At 61.8% G+C, this 17,551-nt stretch carries 15 protein-coding genes; 12 read left to right on the top strand and 3 right to left on the bottom strand.

The features are described 5' to 3' along the window. Positions 1 to 2 precede the first annotated feature (2 nt). The 3 genes from H4I97_RS16895 to H4I97_RS16905 all read left to right on the top strand — a co-directional run bounded on the left by H4I97_RS16895 (position 3) and on the right by H4I97_RS16905 (position 2,325). Positions 3 to 326 (top strand): YbaB/EbfC family nucleoid-associated protein, encoded by a 324-nt coding sequence (locus tag H4I97_RS16895; RefSeq protein ID WP_112686112.1) that lies wholly within the window; start codon positions 3 to 5, stop codon positions 324 to 326. 118 nt (positions 327 to 444) lie between these two features. Continuing rightward, on the top strand, positions 445 to 1,050 hold the full coding sequence (gene recR / locus H4I97_RS16900) for a recombination mediator RecR (protein WP_182305766.1): 606 nt from the start codon (positions 445 to 447) through the stop codon (positions 1,048 to 1,050). A 33-nt stretch (positions 1,051 to 1,083) separates the two neighbouring features. Continuing rightward, a complete protein-coding gene (locus tag H4I97_RS16905) occupies positions 1,084 to 2,325 on the top strand; it encodes a lytic murein transglycosylase (protein ID WP_182305767.1) in 1,242 nt (413 codons plus the stop codon). Positions 2,326 to 2,331: 6 nt separating this feature from the next. On the opposite strand, the gene H4I97_RS16910 is transcribed toward H4I97_RS16905, so the two are convergent. Next, positions 2,332 to 3,960, bottom strand: a complete 1,629-nt coding sequence (locus H4I97_RS16910; protein WP_182305768.1) for an MFS transporter — start codon at positions 3,958 to 3,960, stop codon at positions 2,332 to 2,334. 256 nt (positions 3,961 to 4,216) lie between these two features. On the opposite strand from H4I97_RS16910, the gene rimP reads away from it, so the two are divergent. The 9 genes from rimP (at position 4,217) to H4I97_RS16955 (ending at position 15,388) form a co-directional block, all read left to right on the top strand. Beyond that, entirely contained in the window at positions 4,217 to 4,825 is a 609-nt protein-coding gene (gene rimP / locus H4I97_RS16915; RefSeq protein ID WP_182305769.1) for a ribosome maturation factor RimP, read from the top strand. Positions 4,826 to 4,872: 47 nt separating this feature from the next. Beyond that, the gene (gene nusA / locus H4I97_RS16920; protein WP_182305770.1) at positions 4,873 to 6,480 is read left to right on the top strand and encodes a transcription termination factor NusA; all 1,608 of its coding nucleotides are present in this window, start codon (positions 4,873 to 4,875) and stop codon (positions 6,478 to 6,480) included. Beyond that, the gene (locus H4I97_RS16925; RefSeq protein ID WP_378143433.1) at positions 6,477 to 7,166 is read left to right on the top strand and encodes an RNA-binding protein; all 690 of its coding nucleotides are present in this window, start codon (positions 6,477 to 6,479) and stop codon (positions 7,164 to 7,166) included. The genes nusA and H4I97_RS16925 overlap by 4 nt, the downstream gene beginning before the upstream one ends. A 99-nt stretch (positions 7,167 to 7,265) precedes the next feature. Beyond that, entirely contained in the window at positions 7,266 to 9,929 is a 2,664-nt protein-coding gene (gene infB, locus H4I97_RS16930) for a translation initiation factor IF-2 (protein WP_182305771.1), read from the top strand. Positions 9,930 to 10,003: 74 nt separating this feature from the next. Continuing rightward, complete coding sequence (gene rbfA / locus H4I97_RS16935) at positions 10,004 to 10,414, top strand: 30S ribosome-binding factor RbfA (RefSeq protein WP_129333069.1); 411 nt, start codon at positions 10,004 to 10,006, stop codon at positions 10,412 to 10,414. 6 nt (positions 10,415 to 10,420) lie between these two features. After that, positions 10,421 to 11,350 (top strand): tRNA pseudouridine(55) synthase TruB, encoded by a 930-nt coding sequence (gene truB, locus H4I97_RS16940; protein WP_182305772.1) that lies wholly within the window; start codon positions 10,421 to 10,423, stop codon positions 11,348 to 11,350. Positions 11,351 to 11,502: 152 nt separating this feature from the next. Next, positions 11,503 to 11,772 carry a 30S ribosomal protein S15 gene (gene rpsO / locus H4I97_RS16945; protein WP_112795577.1) on the top strand — a complete coding sequence of 90 codons (270 nt, stop codon included), beginning with the start codon at positions 11,503 to 11,505 and terminating at the stop codon, positions 11,770 to 11,772. A gap of 379 nt (positions 11,773 to 12,151) precedes the next feature. Next, positions 12,152 to 14,296, top strand: a complete 2,145-nt coding sequence (gene pnp / locus H4I97_RS16950; protein WP_182305773.1) for a polyribonucleotide nucleotidyltransferase — start codon at positions 12,152 to 12,154, stop codon at positions 14,294 to 14,296. Positions 14,297 to 14,371: 75 nt separating this feature from the next. Further along, positions 14,372 to 15,388: a class I SAM-dependent methyltransferase gene (locus H4I97_RS16955; RefSeq protein ID WP_182305774.1), complete on the top strand. Its 1,017-nt coding sequence runs from the start codon at positions 14,372 to 14,374 to the stop codon at positions 15,386 to 15,388. A 92-nt stretch (positions 15,389 to 15,480) separates the two neighbouring features. Here the strand turns inward: H4I97_RS16955 and fabI are convergent, their stop codons facing one another. Next, on the bottom strand, positions 15,481 to 16,287 hold the full coding sequence (gene fabI / locus H4I97_RS16960; RefSeq protein ID WP_182305775.1) for an enoyl-ACP reductase FabI: 807 nt from the start codon (positions 16,285 to 16,287) through the stop codon (positions 15,481 to 15,483). Positions 16,288 to 16,291: 4 nt separating this feature from the next. Continuing rightward, complete coding sequence (gene fabB, locus H4I97_RS16965) at positions 16,292 to 17,515, bottom strand: beta-ketoacyl-ACP synthase I (protein WP_182305776.1); 1,224 nt, start codon at positions 17,513 to 17,515, stop codon at positions 16,292 to 16,294. Between the last annotated feature and the right edge of the window lie 36 nt (positions 17,516 to 17,551).

Consider the following 17,551-nt stretch of genomic DNA (forward strand, 5'->3'; position numbering starts at 1 on the left):
CGATGCGCGACATCATGGGCATGATGGGCAAGGTCAAGGAAATGCAGGCCAAGATGGAGAAGATGCAGGCGGAGATCGCCGCTCTCGAAGTCGAAGGCAAATCCGGCGGCGGTCTCGTAACCGTGACGATGACCGGCAAAGGCGAGCTCAAGGGCCTGAAGATCGATCCTTCGCTCTTCAAGGAAGAAGAAGTTGAGATTCTTGAAGACCTGATCGTCGCCGCCCACAAGGACGCCAAGGACAAGGCAGAGGCGGTCATGGCCGAAAAGACGAAGGAAATGACGGCCGGTCTCCCCATCCCGCCTGGCATGAAGTTGCCATTCTAACGCAATGCCAGCACGCGGCGAAGACTTTTCCAACCCGGCTCCGCCGTGTGTCCTCCGCCGGCGAGGCGGTATGTCGAGGGCATTTCCGTTTGGCACAGATATCCGCTAGAAACCACCCATGGCAAAGCGAGTCACCGGTCCCGAAATCGAAAAACTGATCCAGCTGCTGGCGAAAGTGCCTGGCCTCGGGCCGCGTTCGGCCCGACGGGCCGCCCTGCATCTGATCAAGAAGAAGGATCAGATGCTCGGGCCTCTCGCGCACGCGATGGGCGACGCCTATGATAAGGTGAAGATCTGCTCCCATTGCGGTAATGTCGATACGAGCGACCCCTGTACCGTCTGCACTGACGACCGTCGTGATCAGTCTGTGATCATCGTCGTGGAAGACGTCTCCGACCTCTGGGCACTGGAGCGCGCAGGCGCGATGAACGCAGCCTATCATGTGCTCGGCGGAACGCTGTCGCCGCTTGACGGCGTAGGTCCGGACGACCTGAACATTCGCGGCCTTATCGACAGGGTGTCCAAAGGCGGTATCCGCGAGGTCATCATCGCCGTGAACGCGACCGTCGAAGGGCAGACCACGGCTCACTACATCACCGACCATCTGGCGGGCCTGGACGTGAAAATCACCCGTCTGGCCCATGGCGTGCCTGTTGGTGGTGAGCTCGACTATCTTGACGAGGGAACGCTGGCGGCGGCGCTGAGAGCCCGCACGGCGATCTGAAATCCGCCCCGTTCGGGGGTGATGTGAGGTTTCATGAGACGACGCTCCGCCATCATCTTTCTCCTTCTGCTGCTTCTCTCCCCCGTTTCCGCGGTAGCACTCGACAGAGGCGCAGTCGAAGCTCAGTTCCAGACGTGGCTAAAGCAGGAATTGTGGCCGCTTGCGCAGAAATCCGGCGTCAGCCGGAGGGCGTTCGAGCATGCCATTGCCGGTCTCCATCTCAACTGGGATCTGCCGGATCTCGTGCCACCGGGGAGCAAGCCGCCGAAGGAACGAAAGCAGAGTCAGGCCGAGTTCTCGTCGCCCGGGTCCTATTTTTCCGAGAAACGACTACAGGGGCTTGCCGCCACCGGTCGCACTCTTGCAGCTCGGCACGCGCGCACACTCCAGAAAATCGAGAAGACCTACGGAGTTCCCGGATCGGTCGTGCTTGCGATCTGGGGCCGAGAGACGGGCTTCGGGCGGGCGAAGCTGCCTTATTCTGCGGTGGAGGTGCTCGCGACCAAGGCTTTCATGTCGACGCGCAAGGACCTCTTCTTGCGCGAGCTGATTTCAGCGCTGCACATGATCGACGGCGGCGACATCAGCGCCGGCAGGATGATGGGCTCCTGGGCCGGGGCCCTCGGCCAGCCGCAATTCATGCCCACCAGCTATCTTGAACACGCCGTCGACTTTGATGGAGACGGCGTCAGGGACATCTGGAGCTCGGTTCCGGACAGCCTTGCCTCGATCGCCAACTATCTTGTCCACAAGGGATGGCAGAGAGGGCGCAGCTGGGGTTACGAGGTCGTCATTCCGGAGGATGTATCCTGTGCCCAGGAGGGGCCGGACCGCGCGCAGCCTCTCTCCGCCTGGGCGACGTCGGGAATCCGACGGATCTCCGGCAAACCCTTCCCGGAGCACGAGACAGCGGCTTCGACGATGATGCTGGTCCCCGCTGGCACGCACGGCCCCGAATTCCTTGTCACACCGAATTTCTACGTTCTCAAGGAGTACAACAACTCCGATCTCTACGCGCTCTTCATTGGCAATCTCGCCGATCGCATCGCCTATGGGAGCGGTTCTTTCGTCGGCAAATGGGGAGATGTCGGGAAGATGCTACGCTCAGACGTGCTTGCGATGCAGGAGAGACTTGTCGCAAAGGGTTACGACGTCGGCAAGGTCGATGGGCTACCCGGCTACAAGACACGCCGCTCCCTCGGCGAGTGGCAGGCGAAGAGCGGCTTTTCTCCGACCTGCTTCCCCGACGAGAGCCTGAAGGCGAAGCTTCGCTGACGCACCTCAATGCGGCTCGATGTGCGTCTGATGGAAAACGTCGTCTGCCGGCGGAATGCCCTGCCGCTCGATCATCCGATGGACGCGGGGCTTTGAAGTGCCCCTGTGAAGGGCGAGCAGGCGGTCGCTGGTTTCCGCGTCCGCCTTCGTCCGCCGCTGGTTATGGCGCACGTAATCCACCCATGTCGGCGTGTGATAGGTCTCGGTCCAGACCTCGGGGGTTTCGAGATCGCGCATCAGCGCCCAGTTGCGGGCGCCGTCACGAAGGCGGATACGGCGCCGTTCGGCCATCAATGAAAGGAACTCATGCACGTCGTCGTCGTCGATTTCGTAATCGATCTGCACGACGATAGGACCACTGCGCGGCTTGACGTCGAGGCGGAGCTCCGGCTCGTTGAAGCGGTTGAGCGGGTCAAGGTCGAGGGACGCAAAAGGCGGCATCGGAAACCGGAATCCGATTGCGACGCCGACAATCATCACCAATGCGGACACAAGAAGGGCATGTCCGACACCATTGGTTTCGGCCACATGACCCCATAGCCAGCTGCCGGTCGCCATGCCGCCGAAGGTGGCTGTCTGGTAGAGCGAGAGGGCACGACCGACAACCCAGCGCGGTGTGGAAAGCTGCACGACCGTGTTGAAGAGCGACAGCGCGAGGACCCAGCAGGCTCCGGCGAGCAATAGTGCCACCCCGGTGAGCCATGCCGATCCGCTCACGCCGATCACTGCCGTGCTCAGGGCAAAACCTGCAAACGACAACCGCACGATGTCCTCACTCGAAAGGATTTCGCGCAGCCGGGCGCTCGAGAGTGCCCCCGCGATCGCGCCTGCGCCGAAGGCGCCCAACAGGATGCCGTAGGTGAGCGGTCCGCCGGCGATCATGTCGCGAGCGACCACCGGCAGAAGTGCAAGAATTGCAACCGCCGTCAGACCGAAGACAAAACTGCGGAAAAGTACCTTCAGAATATTCGGCGACATCGCGACGTAGCGTAGCCCCGCAGAAATGGCAGCGCCGAGCTGCTCACGCGGCAACGTCGTTTGCGGCACTTCCGGGCGCCAGCGATAGAGTGCGTAGGCGAGCGGCAGATAGCTGAAGGCGTTTACGAGGAAGGCTGCGGCCGCGCCAAGGGCGGCGACGATCATGCCGCCGAGAGCCGGACCGACGCTTCGGGTAATGTTGAATCCCATACTGTTCAGGGCGACGGCGGCCGGGAGATCGCTGCGCGGAACCATGTCGCCGACGGAAGCCTGCCAGGAAGGATTGTTGAGCGCCGTGCCACTGCCGATCAGGAACGTGAAGAACAGCAGCGACCACGGAGAAACCTGTCCGACAAAGGCAAAGATCGCGAGCAAGATCGAAACCGTGAGCATGAAGAACTGCGACAGCAGCATGACTCTGCGGCGATCGAAGCTGTCGGCGACGGCACCGGAAAGCAACGAAAGCAGCATAACCGGCAGGGTATTGGACGCCTGAACAAGCGCGACCATGTTCTCCGAGCGGGAAATGGAGGCCATCAGCCAGGCTGCTCCCACACCCTGAATGAGACCACCGAGATTCGACGAAATGCTTGCAACCCAGATCGTCCGGTAGAATTCGTTCTTGAGTGGCGCCAAGGGCGATTTGCGGTCCGACACGTCCTGTTCACCTGCGGCTTTCGAAGCGGAGCGTGCCAATATAGGCAAATCTGACGCACGCTGCCTATCTCCCGCTGCCCCGAACACGAAAATAGCACTGGGACGGCATGGTTCCTCGCAAAGCTTGCATTTCCACGCGAGCAAGCGTATATCGTGCTTAAATTCTTGATCGACAGATGAAGAGTGGGGCCGCAAGGACCCGCTCTTTTTTGTTAGCGGTCGGGAAAACTGCAGAATTCATCCAGGAGGATGACACGTGTCGGAACAAGTACCGGCGCCGCAGGACCGCGAGCCGCGCATTGTCACGGAAACCGGCCTCGATCGGCGCATCGCTGAAATCATAGAGCCCGTGGCGGTTGCCATGGGTTTCAAACTCGTGCGGGTTCGGCTCCTCAACCAGAACGGGCTTACCCTCCAGATCATGGCCGAACGCAACGACGGCACCATGACCGTCGAGGACTGTGAAGAGCTTTCGATGGCGATTTCGCCGGTGCTCGACGTCGAAGATCCGGTCGACAAGGCCTACCATCTGGAAGTATCCTCCCCGGGTATCGACCGGCCGATGGTGCGCAAGTCCGACTTCGACCGCTGGCAGGGTCATATCGTCAAATGCGAGACGTCGATTCTGGTCGACAACCGCAAGCGATTCCGCGGCAAGATTGCAGCGGTTGACGCAGACGGCTTTACCATCGAGCGCGACCAGATCGCTTACGGCGAGGAGCCGCGCGTAACCATTCCGTTCAGTGCGCTGGCGGAGGCGAAATTGATCCTGACGGACGATCTCATCCGCGATGCGCTTAAGGCCGACAAAGCGGCTCGGGCCGAGGCGGCAAACCAGAATGACGACGAAACCTCGATAGACTAACCGCCCTGAGGGCTCGGCCCCGGCAGTGAAGACGGAGACAAAAGACAATGGCAGTCAGTGCTAACCGGCTCGAGCTCTTGCAGATCGCTGATGCGGTCGCACGTGAGAAGGTGATCGACCGTGAAATCGTGCTTGCCGCGATGGCCGATGCGATCCAGAAGGCCGCCCGCTCGCGCTACGGCTCCGAAACCAATATCCGCGCCGACATCAATTCCAAGACCGGCGAAATCCGCCTGCAGCGCCTTCTGGAAGTCGTCGAGAAGGTCGAGGACTACTCCACGCAGATCGCGCTTGAACTCGCCCGCGACCGCAACGTCGACGCCAAGATCGGCGACTACATTGCCGACCCGCTGCCGCCGATGGACTTCGGCCGCATTGCGGCCCAGTCGGCCAAGCAGGTTATCGTGCAGAAGGTGCGTGAAGCCGAACGTGACCGTCAGTACGACGAATTCAAGGATCGCGTCGGCGAAATCGTCAACGGCACTGTCAAGCGCGTCGAATATGGCAATGTGATCGTCGATCTCGGCCGCGGCGAAGGCATCATCCGCCGTGACGAGATGATCCCGCGCGAGACCTTCCGCTACGGCGACCGTGTCCGCGCCTATGTCTACGACGTCCGCCGCGAACAGCGGGGCCCGCAGATCTTCCTGTCGCGTACCCATCCGCAGTTCATGGTGAAGCTCTTCACCATGGAAGTGCCGGAAATCTATGACGGCATCATCCAGATCAAGTCGGTTGCCCGCGATCCGGGCTCGCGCGCCAAGATCGCCGTCATTTCGAACGACTCGTCGATCGATCCGGTCGGCGCCTGCGTCGGTATGCGTGGCAGCCGCGTCCAGGCCGTCGTCGGAGAACTGCAGGGCGAGAAGATCGACATTATCCCGTGGAGCCAGGATCCGGCTTCCTTCATCGTCAATGCCCTGCAGCCGGCTGAGGTTTCCAAGGTCGTTCTCGACGAAGATGCCGAACGCATCGAAGTCGTCGTACCGGACGAACAGCTGTCGCTCGCCATCGGTCGTCGCGGTCAGAACGTGCGCCTCGCGTCGCAGCTTACCGGCTGGGACATCGACATCATGACGGAAGCCGAAGAGTCCGAGCGCCGTCAGAAGGAATTCAACGAACGCACCAACCTCTTCATGGATGCGCTCGACGTCGACGAGATGATCGGTCAGGTGCTGGCCTCCGAAGGCTTCGCCCAGGTTGAGGAGCTCGCTTACGTCGAGCTCGACGAAATCGCGTCCATCGAAGGCTTCGATGAGGATACCGCCCAGGAAATCCAGTCGCGTGCCCGCGACTACCTGGAAAAGATCGAGGCGGAAATGGACGCCAAGCGCAAGGAACTCGGCGTCGCCGACGAACTGCGCCAGATCGACGGCATGACGGCCCAGATGATGGTCGCCCTCGGCGAGGACGGCATCAAGACGATCGAGGACTTTGCTGGCTGCGCTGCCGACGACCTCGTCGGCTGGAGCGAGCGCAAGGACGGCGAGACCAAGAAGTTCGAAGGGCTGTTCTCGAGGTTCGACGTTTCCCGTGCGGAAGCCGAGAACATGATCGTTCAGGCCCGTCTGGCGGCCGGCTGGATTACCGAAGACGATCTCGCTGCAGGGACCGTTGAAGAAGAAGCGGTCGAGGACGAAGACAAGGCTGAATGATGCGAGGCGATGCGCCGGAAAGCTTGCCGGAAGATGAAGCCACCGAAGGTGCGGACATGAATGGCCGCACGTGCATCGTCACGCGGCATAGCGGAACACCGGAAACGTTGATCCGCTTTGTCGCCGGCCCCGACGGCAGCGTCGTCGCGGATCTCAAGCGGCAACTTCCGGGGCGCGGATGCTGGGTTTCGGTAAGCCGCGAGGCGATCGACAAGGCGGTAGCAAAGAAGCTTTTCGCGCGCGCGCTGAAGGCAGACGTCAAGGCCGATCCAGATCTCGGCCAGCGCGTCGACCGCCTGCTCGTCGCACAGCTTGCAGGGATGATGAACCTGGCGCGCAAGGCCGGCCAGTTCGTCACCGGTAGCGCCAAGGTGGACCTGGCCGTGCGCAGCGGGGAAGCGATTGCAGTCTTCCACGCGATGGACGCGGCGGCAGACGGCGTGCGGAAGATCGACCAGGCGCGCAAGGCTTGGCACCTCGGAATGGAGACCGACGCGGAGATACCCTCCTTTCGGCTCTTGTCCGAGGCGGAAATGGAAGAACTGATGGGCCAGAATGCTTTTATCCATGCGGCAGCGCTTGCGGGGCAGGCAGGTGAAGGTGTAGTGAAACGCGCAAACCTGCTCAAGACGTATCGCGGCGGCGCGCCGCAAACGACGGGTGGCGCCAGCCAGAAACCACAATGACGCGGTCACCGGTTCGGCCGGCCACTGCATCGATGAACAGGAATTGAGCGGCGCGGTCGATGCACGGCATCCGGCCACGCTCGAAGGAACGGGAACGGAATGACCGACAACAAAGACGACAAGACACTCAGCGTAACGGGCAAGAAGACTCTCACCCTGAAACCCTCAGGCGTGAGCCAAGGCACCGTGCGTCAAGATATCGGTCGCGGTCGCACCAAGGCGGTTGTGGTGGAGACGCGCAAACGGCGCCTGGCCCGTCCTGAGGACGAGAAGGCTCCGGCCCCGGTTTCGCAGCAGGCCCGTCCCGCCGAGCCTGCGCCGGCACCGGTGCCCCAGCGGCCGGCCACGCCTGCTCCGCGCGTTCATCAGCCGAGCGCGCCGCAGCAGCGGGCGCCGCAGGCGCAGCAACCTGTCCGTCAGGAGCGCCCGCGCGGCGCCGTGCTGCACGATCTGTCCGCCGGCGAAATGGAAGCGCGCCGCCGCGCGCTCGTGGAAGCACAAGCGCGTGAAGTCGAAGAAGCCAAGCAGCGTGCTATCGATGAAGAGCGTCGCAGAGTGGAAGCTGAAGCGGCTGCCCTGCGCGCTGCCGAGGATGCTGAACGGCGCGCGACGGAAGTAAAGGAAGAAGAAGGGGCGCAGGCTCAGGAAGCCGAAGCTCCGGCGCCGGCGGCAGCAGCCCCCGTGCGCCCTGCCGAGACCCGTCCGGTTCCGCGCCCCGCAACGCCTTCTGCTCCGGTTTTCGGCCGCGGCCGCAAGGAGCAAGAAGAGGAAGAAGAACGCAATGCCGCTCGTGGTCCGGCGCGCGGCAAGGTTGCGGCGCCGGCACCGGCGAAGGTTCCGGCCCGTCCGAAGGGTGAAGAGGATCGTCGGCGCGGCAAGCTGACGGTGACCAGCGCCGCCGTCGATGAAGAAGGCGCGCCGTCGCGTGGCCGCTCGCTGGCGTCGATGCGCCGTCGCCAGGAAAAGTTCCGTCGCAGCCAAATGCAGGAACCGCGCGAAAAGATCGTGCGTGAGGTCGTTCTCCCTGAAACCATTACCATTCAGGAACTGTCGCAGCGCATGTCCGAACGTGCCGTTGACGTCATCAAGTACCTGATGAAGGAAGGCCAGATGATGAAGCCCGGCGACGTCATCGACGCCGACCTGGCTGAAATCATCGCGACGGAATTCGGCCATACCGTCAAGCGCGTCTCGGAGTCCGACGTTGAGGAAGGCATCTTCAACGTTGCCGACGAGGAAGGCGAACTGCTGTCACGTCCGCCGGTCGTCACGATCATGGGTCACGTCGACCACGGCAAGACTTCGCTGCTCGACGCCATCCGCAACGCCAACGTGGTAGCCGGCGAAGCCGGGGGTATCACCCAGCATATCGGTGCCTATCAGGTCGAACAGAACGGTCAGAAGATTACCTTCATCGACACGCCCGGCCACGCCGCCTTCACGGCGATGCGTGCTCGCGGCGCTCAGGCGACCGACATCGCGATCCTGGTGGTTGCGGCCGACGACAGCGTGATGCCGCAGACGATCGAGTCGATCAACCACGCGAAAGCGGCCGGTGTTCCGATCATCGTGGCGATCAACAAGGTCGACAAGCCGACGGCAAACCCGCAGAAGGTCCGCACGGAACTGCTGCAGCATGAAGTCTTCGTCGAGTCCATGGGCGGTGAAGTTCTCGACGTCGAGGTTTCGGCGAAGAACGGCACCAATCTCGACAAGCTGCTCGAAGCCATCCTTCTCCAGGCCGAAATCCTCGACCTCAAGGCCAATCCGAACCGCACGGCGGAAGGAACGGTCATCGAGGCCGAGCTCGACCGTGGTCGCGGCGCCGTCGCGACTGTCCTCGTGCAGAAGGGTACACTTCGCCCCGGCCAGATCATCGTCGCCGGCGACCAGTGGGGACGCGTGCGCGCGCTCGTCAACGACAAGGGCGACCACGTCAAGGAAGCCGGTCCGGCCATGCCGGTCGAGGTTCTCGGTCTTTCTGGCACGCCGGCAGCCGGCGACAAGTTCGCCGTCGTCGAGAACGAGGCCCGCGCCCGTGAAATCTCGGAATACCGTCTGCGTCTGGCTCGAGACAAGGCGGCAGCTCGCCAGTCCGGCTCTCGCGGTTCGCTCGAACAGATGATGAGCCAGCTTCAGACCTCCGGAATGAAGGAGTTTCCGCTGGTCATCAAGGGCGACGTGCAGGGTTCGATCGAAGCGATTGCCGGCGCACTGGAGAAGCTCGGAACCGAGGAAGTTCGTGCGCGCATCGTCCACTCGGCGGTCGGCGGCGTCACCGAATCCGACATCTCGCTTGCCGAGGCGTCGAACGCGGCTATCATAGGCTTCAACGTCCGCGCAAACGCGCAAGCCCGCCAGGCGGCTGAACGCGGCGGTATCGAAATCCGCTACTACAACATCATCTACGACCTGGTGGATGACGTGAAGGCGGCGATGTCGGGCCTGCTCTCGCCGGAACGGCGCGAAACCTTCCTCGGCAATGCGGAGATCCTCGAGGTCTTCAACATCACCAAGGTTGGCAAGGTCGCTGGTTGCCGCGTTACCGAAGGCAAGGTCGAGCGTGGCGCAGGTGTTCGCCTGGTGCGCGACAACGTTGTCATTCACGAAGGCAAGCTCAAGACGCTCAAGCGCTTCAAGGACGAAGTCTCGGAAGTGCCTGTCGGGCAGGAATGCGGCATGGCCTTCGAGAATTACGAGGATATCCGGGCCGGAGACGTTATCGAGTGTTTCCGCGTGGAACACGTTACGCGCACGCTCTAAGGCCGGCGATCACAATCCGAACAAGTTGCGGGCGCCGGCGATCCGGCGCTCGCTTTGTTTAAGGCAGTACGATAATGACCAGACCAACCTCTTCCGCTCCATCTCAGCGCATGCTGCGCGTCGGTGAACAGGTACGCGCAGCGATCACGCAAGTGCTGCAGCGCGGCGAAGTCCGCGATCCGCTGATTGAAAAGACGGTGATCTCCATTTCCGAGGTCCGCATGTCGCCGGACCTGAAAATTGCCACGGCCTATGTGACACCGCTTGGCGTCCCGGACCACGATGCAGTCATCGATGCGCTGAACCGCAATGCGAAGTACATCCGCGGTCGTCTCGGCCCGCAATTGCGGCAGATGAAATACATGCCGGAAGTCCGCTTCCGGGACGATACCAGTTTCGACAACTACCAGAAGATCGATGCGCTGCTGCGCTCGCCCGAGGTCAGCCGCGACCTCGACGCCGACCGAGACGACGAACAAGAATAGAGACGCATGTCCAAACCACGCAAGCCAAAGGGCCGCCCCGTTTCGGGCTGGCTGATCCTCGACAAGCCCGCCGATTTCGGTTCAACGGAAGCGGTTTCCAAGATCAAGTGGTTGTTCAACGCCCAGAAGGCCGGCCACGCCGGCACGCTCGATCCGCTCGCCTCGGGCATGCTTCCGATCGCGCTCGGCGACGCGACAAAGACCGTCCCTTATGTCATGGACGGCCGGAAGATCTATGAATTCACCGTTACCTGGGGCGAAGAACGCTCCACCGACGATCTCGAAGGCGAGGCGACCCAAACATCGCCGGATCGGCCGACGGAGGAGGAGATACGGGCGCTGCTGCCACGGTATACCGGCGTTATTTCACAGGTGCCCCCGCAATTCTCGGCGATCAAGATCGCCGGCGAACGCGCCTATGACCTCGCCCGTGACGGAGAGACCGTCGACATTCCCTCGCGTGAGGTCGAGGTTCATCGCCTGACACTGCTCCGGTCCGAGAAGGACCATGCGCATTTCGAGGTGGAGTGCGGCAAGGGCACCTATGTCCGGTCCTTGGCCCGCGATTTCGGCCGCGACCTCGGTTGCTTTGGCCATATCTCGCTCCTTCGACGCACCTATGTCGCCCCGTTTTCCGAGGAGACCATGGTGCCTCTGGCGGACCTCGTCGCGCTGGAAAAGATCGAGGACCGCGACGAGCGGCTGGCGGCGCTGGACGAATTTTTGATCGATACCGGCGAAGCGCTCGCCGCCTTGCCGCAGATCAGGGTGAGCGACGATCAGGCGCATCGCCTTCGCATGGGCAATCCGATCATCCTGCGTGGTCGCGATGCGCCCGTTGCGGAACCGGAAGCCGTTGCGCTCGTCGCCGGAAAGCTTGTCGCGATCGGCGAGATTGCCGGTGGAGAGTTCCATCCGCGGCGGGTTTTCAGCTGAGACGGCGCTTTGCAATCAGCGCTTCCAATTTTGACCTGAATGGTTTATAGGCAGCGCCAGCATGGCGGTCCGTCCACCTGCTTTTCGTGGCCAATGCTGGACGACATCTCGGCATTTGGCGTCTTCTCTCCTGACATTGAAAGGATACTGCGATGTCGATTACTGCAGAGCGCAAGGCTGCCCTCATCAAGGAATACGCAACCGTCGAAGGCGACACCGGTTCTCCGGAAGTCCAGGTTGCGATCCTGACCGAGCGGATCAACAACCTGACGGAGCACTTCAAGGGCCACAAGAAGGATAACCATTCCCGCCGTGGCCTCTTGACGATGGTGTCGAGCCGCCGCTCGCTTCTTGACTACCTCAAGAAGAAGGACGAAGGCCGCTACACGAAGCTCATCACGAGCCTGGGCATTCGCCGCTAACGTGTTCCGGCGGACCTCCTTCCGGAGGTCCGCCGGCTTTCTATCGGGACATCTGTCCTGAAGGCTCTGCCGGAGCGAAAGCTCCCGGGCCGCAACATAGGGCGAGCCGGATGGGCCGGCGTCGCCAGAACCAACCGATGACCTGTCATGGGGCAGGATTGCCGGGTGCTTTTGCCAGGACGATCTGGCACGCGCAATGAGGCCTTGGCTTCGAGAGCGCGCGGGGCGTGATGGCGCGGAACCTCGTACCGCAGACGCCATGCTCCATCTGAAAAGCTTCCTGCTGTCTTGCCCGTGATACGTCAGCATTCCGCGCCGCGACGGCCTGTTTCGCAAGACGGAACATGAGCGCTGCGTCCCCGCGGAGAAGGAAAAGACAATGTTTGACATTCACAGCGTAGAAATCGAGTGGGCAGGCCGCCCGCTGAAGCTGGAAACCGGCAAGATCGCCCGTCAGGCCGACGGTGCCGTTCTCGCCACCTACGGCGAGACCGTCGTTCTCGCCACCGTCGTTTCGGCCAAGGCGCCGAAGGCGGGCCAGGACTTCTTCCCGCTCACCGTTAACTACCAGGAAAAAACCTACGCCGCCGGCAAGATCCCGGGTGGCTACTTCAAGCGCGAAGGTCGTCCGTCGGAAAATGAAACGCTGGTTTCGCGCCTGATCGACCGTCCGATCCGCCCGCTGTTCCCGGAAGGCTACAAGAACGACACCCAGGTCGTCGTCACAGTCATCCAGCACGACCTTGAAAACAATCCGGACATCCTGTCGATGGTTGCCACCTCGGCGGCCCTGACGCTCTCCGGCGTCCCCTTCATGGGTCCGGTCGGCGGCGCCCGCGTCGGTTACATCAACGGCGAATACGTGCTGAACCCGCACCTCGACGAGATGGATGAATCGAGCCTCGACCTCGTCGTCGCCGGGACCTCGGACGCCGTTCTCATGGTCGAATCCGAAGCCAAGGAATTGCCGGAAGACGTCATGCTCGGCGCGGTCATGTTCGGTCACCGCGGCTTCCAGCCGGTCATCGATGCGATCATCAAGCTCGCCGAAGTTGCCGCAAAGGAGCCGCGCGAATTCGAACCGGAAGATCATTCCGCTCTCGAGACCGAAATGCTTTCGATCGCCGAAGCTGAACTGCGTGACGCCTACAAGATCACGCAGAAGGCCGAGCGCTACGCCGCTGTCGACGCCGTCAAGGCCAAGGTGAAGGCACACTTCTTCCCCGAAGGTGAAGAGCCGAAGTATTCGAACGAAGTCATCGGCGCCGTCTTCAAGCACCTGCAGGCGAAGATCGTTCGCTGGAACATCCTCGACACCAAGAGCCGCATCGACGGCCGTGATCTGGAAACGGTTCGCGCCATCGTATCGGAAGTCGGCATCCTGCCGCGCACGCATGGTTCGGCGCTCTTCACGCGCGGCGAGACTCAGGCGATCGTCGTTGCCACGCTCGGCACCGGCGAAGACGAGCAGTATGTCGACTCGCTGACCGGCATGTACAAGGAACGCTTCCTGCTGCACTACAACTTCCCGCCCTACTCTGTCGGTGAAACGGGCCGCATGGGCTCCCCGGGTCGTCGCGAAATCGGTCACGGCAAGCTCGCATGGCGCGCCATTCGTCCGATGCTGCCGACCGCCGAACAGTTCCCCTACACGCTGCGCGTGGTTTCCGAGATCACAGAATCGAACGGTTCCTCCTCGATGGCGACCGTCTGCGGCACTTCGCTCGCTCTCATGGACGCCGGTGTTCCGCTGGCGAAGCCCGTTGCCGGTATCGCCATGGGCCTGATCCTGGAAGGCGAGCGCTTTGCCGTTCTCTCCGACATTCTCGGTGACGAAGACCACCTCGGCGACATGGACTTCAAGGTTGCCGGCACGACCGACGGCATCACCTCGCTGCAGATGGACATCAAGATCGCCGGCATCACCGAAGAGATCATGAAGGTCGCACTCGGTCAGGCACAGGGTGGTCGCAAGCACATCCTCGGCGAGATGGCCAAGGCCATCACCGAGAGCCGCGGCCAGCTCGGCGAATTCGCACCGCGCATCGAGGTGATGAACATCCCGGTCGACAAGATCCGCGAAGTCATCGGTTCGGGTGGCAAGGTTATCCGCGAAATCGTCGAAAAGACCGGCGCCAAGATCAACATCGAAGACGACGGCACCGTCAAGATCGCCTCGTCCTCCGGCAAGGAGATCGAGGCCGCCCGCAAGTGGATCCACTCCATCGTGGCAGAGCCGGAAGTCGGTGCGGTCTATGAAGGCACGGTCGTCAAGACCGCGGACTTCGGCGCATTCGTCAACTTCTTCGGCGCACGTGACGGTCTCGTCCATATTTCGCAGCTCGCTTCCGAGCGCGTCGCAAAGACCACGGACGTCGTCAAGGAAGGCGACAAGGTCTGGGTCAAGCTCATGGGCTTCGACGAACGCGGCAAGGTCCGCCTGTCGATGAAGGCCGTTGACCAGGCGACCGGCAAGGAAATCGTTGCCGAGAAGAAGAAGGACGAAGGCGAGGCTGCTGAATAAGCACGCTTTGTTCCCAAACCGAGGCGCGGGAGAAATTCCGCGCCTTTTTTGTTCGTCGAGAGAGAAGACCGAGCCATGAGCCGCGATACCCTGAAGACACTGTTCCACCCGTTCGCTTCCAATGTGTTGGCGATGCCGCAGGCGGGAGAGCGCTTTCTCTTCCTCGGGGCCGAAGCCGGCATCGCCACACCGAAAGGCTTCGAGGCAACGCTCGTCGCCGTGCAGGGGTTGCGTCCCGCCTTTCTGCAGCTGGAGGCCGCCGGCGCCGCGCCGCTGCCGCTGCCCGAGGGAGATGGCTATGACGGAACTCTGGTTCTTTGCGGCAAGCATCGCGGTGAGAACGAGAACCGTGTTGCCGAGGCCTTGAAGCGCACAAAGACCGGCGGTCTCGTGGTTGTGGCGGGCGGCAAGGAAGACGGGATTCAACCGCTGCGCAAACGTCTTGATGCTCTCGGCCTCGCCGTGGAGCACATGCCAAAATATCACGGTGTCGCGCTGTGGTTCGAAGTGCCTGAAGGTCGCTCAGCGGCGGTCAGCGCGCTCGAAGCTGCCCAGGTGACCGTCGACGACCGTTTTCAAACCGTCGCCGGCATGTTTTCCCACGATCGCATCGATGCCGGTTCTGAACTGCTCGCCGGACGCCTGCCGGAAAACTTCGACGGCAACGCCGCCGATCTGGGCGCCGGTTGGGGCTATCTCTCCGTCATGCTCGCAGAACGCTCACCACGGGTGAACCGTATCGACCTCTTCGAGGCCGATTACCAGGCACTCGAATGCGCAAAGGCCAACATGGCCGCGAACTGTCCAGGCGTCACTGCACGCTTCTTCTGGCAGGATCTCGCGCGTGAACCGATCAAGGAGAAATACGACCTGGTCATCATGAACCCGCCCTTCCACGAGGGGCACGCCGCAGAACCATCGCTCGGCAAGGCGTTGATCACCGCCGCCAGTCAGGCGCTGCGTGGCGGCGGGATGCTGATGCTCGTCGCCAACCGCGGTCTTCCCTACGAGACGACGCTCGGCGAGAACTTCCGCGAACATGGAGAGACCTGTCGCAACGCTCGCTTCAAGGTCCTGTGGGCCAAGAAATAGAGAGTGCCTCTCTCTGAGTTGCCTAGAAATGACAAGAGCCCGGCGCTGATGATCAGCGCCGGGCTTTCTTATGCTCTAACTCTACGGAAAGTTTACTCCGTATCGGCCTTGTTCAGAAACTCGACCGTTGGCATCGACGTGATATTATAGCCGGAGTCGACGTAATGAATCTCTCCGGTCACGCCACGCGACAAATCGGACAGGAGGTAGAGCGCGGAACCGCCGACGTCCTCGATCGTCACCGTCCGACGAAGCGGCGAGTTCTTCTGCTGCCACGAAAGCATGGCTCGCGCATCGGCGATCCCGGCACCGGCAAGTGTCCGGATAGGGCCGGCGGAGATGGCGTTGACGCGGATACCGCGCGAACCATAATCTCCGGCGAGATAGCGCACGGACGCCTCCAGCGCCGCCTTGGCGACGCCCATGACGTTGTAGTTCGGCATGATGCGAACCGAACCACCATAGGTCAGCGTCAGCATCGATCCGCCGTCCGACATGATCTCGGCAGCGCGCTTGGCAATCTCCGTGAACGAGAAGCAGGAAATGACCATGGTGCGGACGAAGTTTTCACGCGAGGTGTCCGCGTAAAGCCCTTTCAGCTCGTTCTTGTCGGAGAAGCCGATCGCGTGAACGACGAAATCCAGCTTTCCCCAGCGTTCCTTCAGGGCGGCTATGACTGCGTCTACGGAAGTGAGATCTTCCACATCGCAAGGCAAAAGGAAATCCGAACCAAGTTCGGCAGCAAGCGGCTTCACCCGTTTGCCCAGTGCTTCGCCCTGATAGGTAAAAGCGAGTTCCGCACCGGCACCGGCAAGCGCCTTGGCGATACCCCAGGCGATAGAGTGGTTGTTCGCGACACCCATGATAAGGCCGCGTTTTCCCTGCATAGAGGCAATCATTCCGTTATCCATTGTAACGCTGGAACACGAGCGTGGCGTTGGTGCCACCGAAGCCGAAGGAGTTCGACAGAACTGTGTCGATCTTGGCGTTGTCGATCCGCTTGCGGACGATCGGGACGCCGTCGAATTCCGGGTCCAGCTCGCTGATGTGCGCGCTCTCGCCGATAAAGCGTTCCTGCATCATCAGCAGGCCGTAGATCGACTCCTGGACGCCGGCGGCGCCGAGCGAATGGCCGGTCAGGGATTTGGTTGACTGAACATGAGGGATCTTCGTCCCGAACACTTCACGAATCGCGCCGATTTCCTTCGAGTCACCCACCGGGGTCGACGTGCCGTGGGTGTTGATGTAGTCGACCTCGCCCTTCACCGTCGAGAGTGCCTGCCGCATGCAGCGGATGGCACCTTCACCCGACGGCGCGACCATGTCGTAGCCATCCGAGGTCGCTCCGTAACCGACGATTTCGGCGTAGATCCTGGCGCCACGGGCCTTGGCGTGTTCCAGCTCTTCAAGCACGAGAACACCCGCCCCGCCGGCGATGACGAAACCGTCGCGCGAGGCGTCATAGGCACGCGATGCGCTGGCGGGCGTGTCGTTGAACTTCGAAGACATCGCGCCCATGGCGTCGAAGAGGTCCGACATGGTCCAGTCGAGATCTTCGTGGCCGCCGGCGAACATCACGTCCTGCTTGCCCCACTGGATCATTTCTGCTGCGTTGCCGATGCAATGCGCCGACGTCGAGCAAGCTGACGAGATCGAGTAGTTCACCCCATGAATCTTGAACCAGGTGGCGAGCGTTGCCGAAGCGGTCGAGGACATGGCCTTCGGCACGGCGAAGGGGCCAATGCGCTTCGGGCTGTTGTTCTGGCGGGTGATGTCGGCCGCCTCGACGATCGTGCGGGTGGAGGGACCGCCCGAACCCATGATAATGCCGGTGCGTTCGTTACCGCTGATGTCGGACTCGTCCAAACCCGAGTCGGCGATCGCCTGCTTCATCGCGACGTGGTTCCATGCTCCCCCCTGGGAGAGAAAGCGCATGGCGCGACGGTCGACGAGGTCGGTCGGATCCAGTGTAGGCTTTCCCCAGACCTGGCAACGAAAACCGTACTCGGCAAAGTCGGGAGAGAAGGAGATTCCGGACTTCGCATTGCGCAGGGATTCCGTAACCTCTGCGGCATCGTTCCCGATGGAAGAAACGACACCCAGACCCGTAACAACTACCCTTCTCATCTCAACAGACCTTCTCGTTATCACAATTCAACGTGC

Source organism: Ciceribacter thiooxidans, assembly GCF_014126615.1.
In the GTDB taxonomy this organism is placed as follows: domain Bacteria; phylum Pseudomonadota; class Alphaproteobacteria; order Rhizobiales; family Rhizobiaceae; genus Allorhizobium; species Allorhizobium thiooxidans.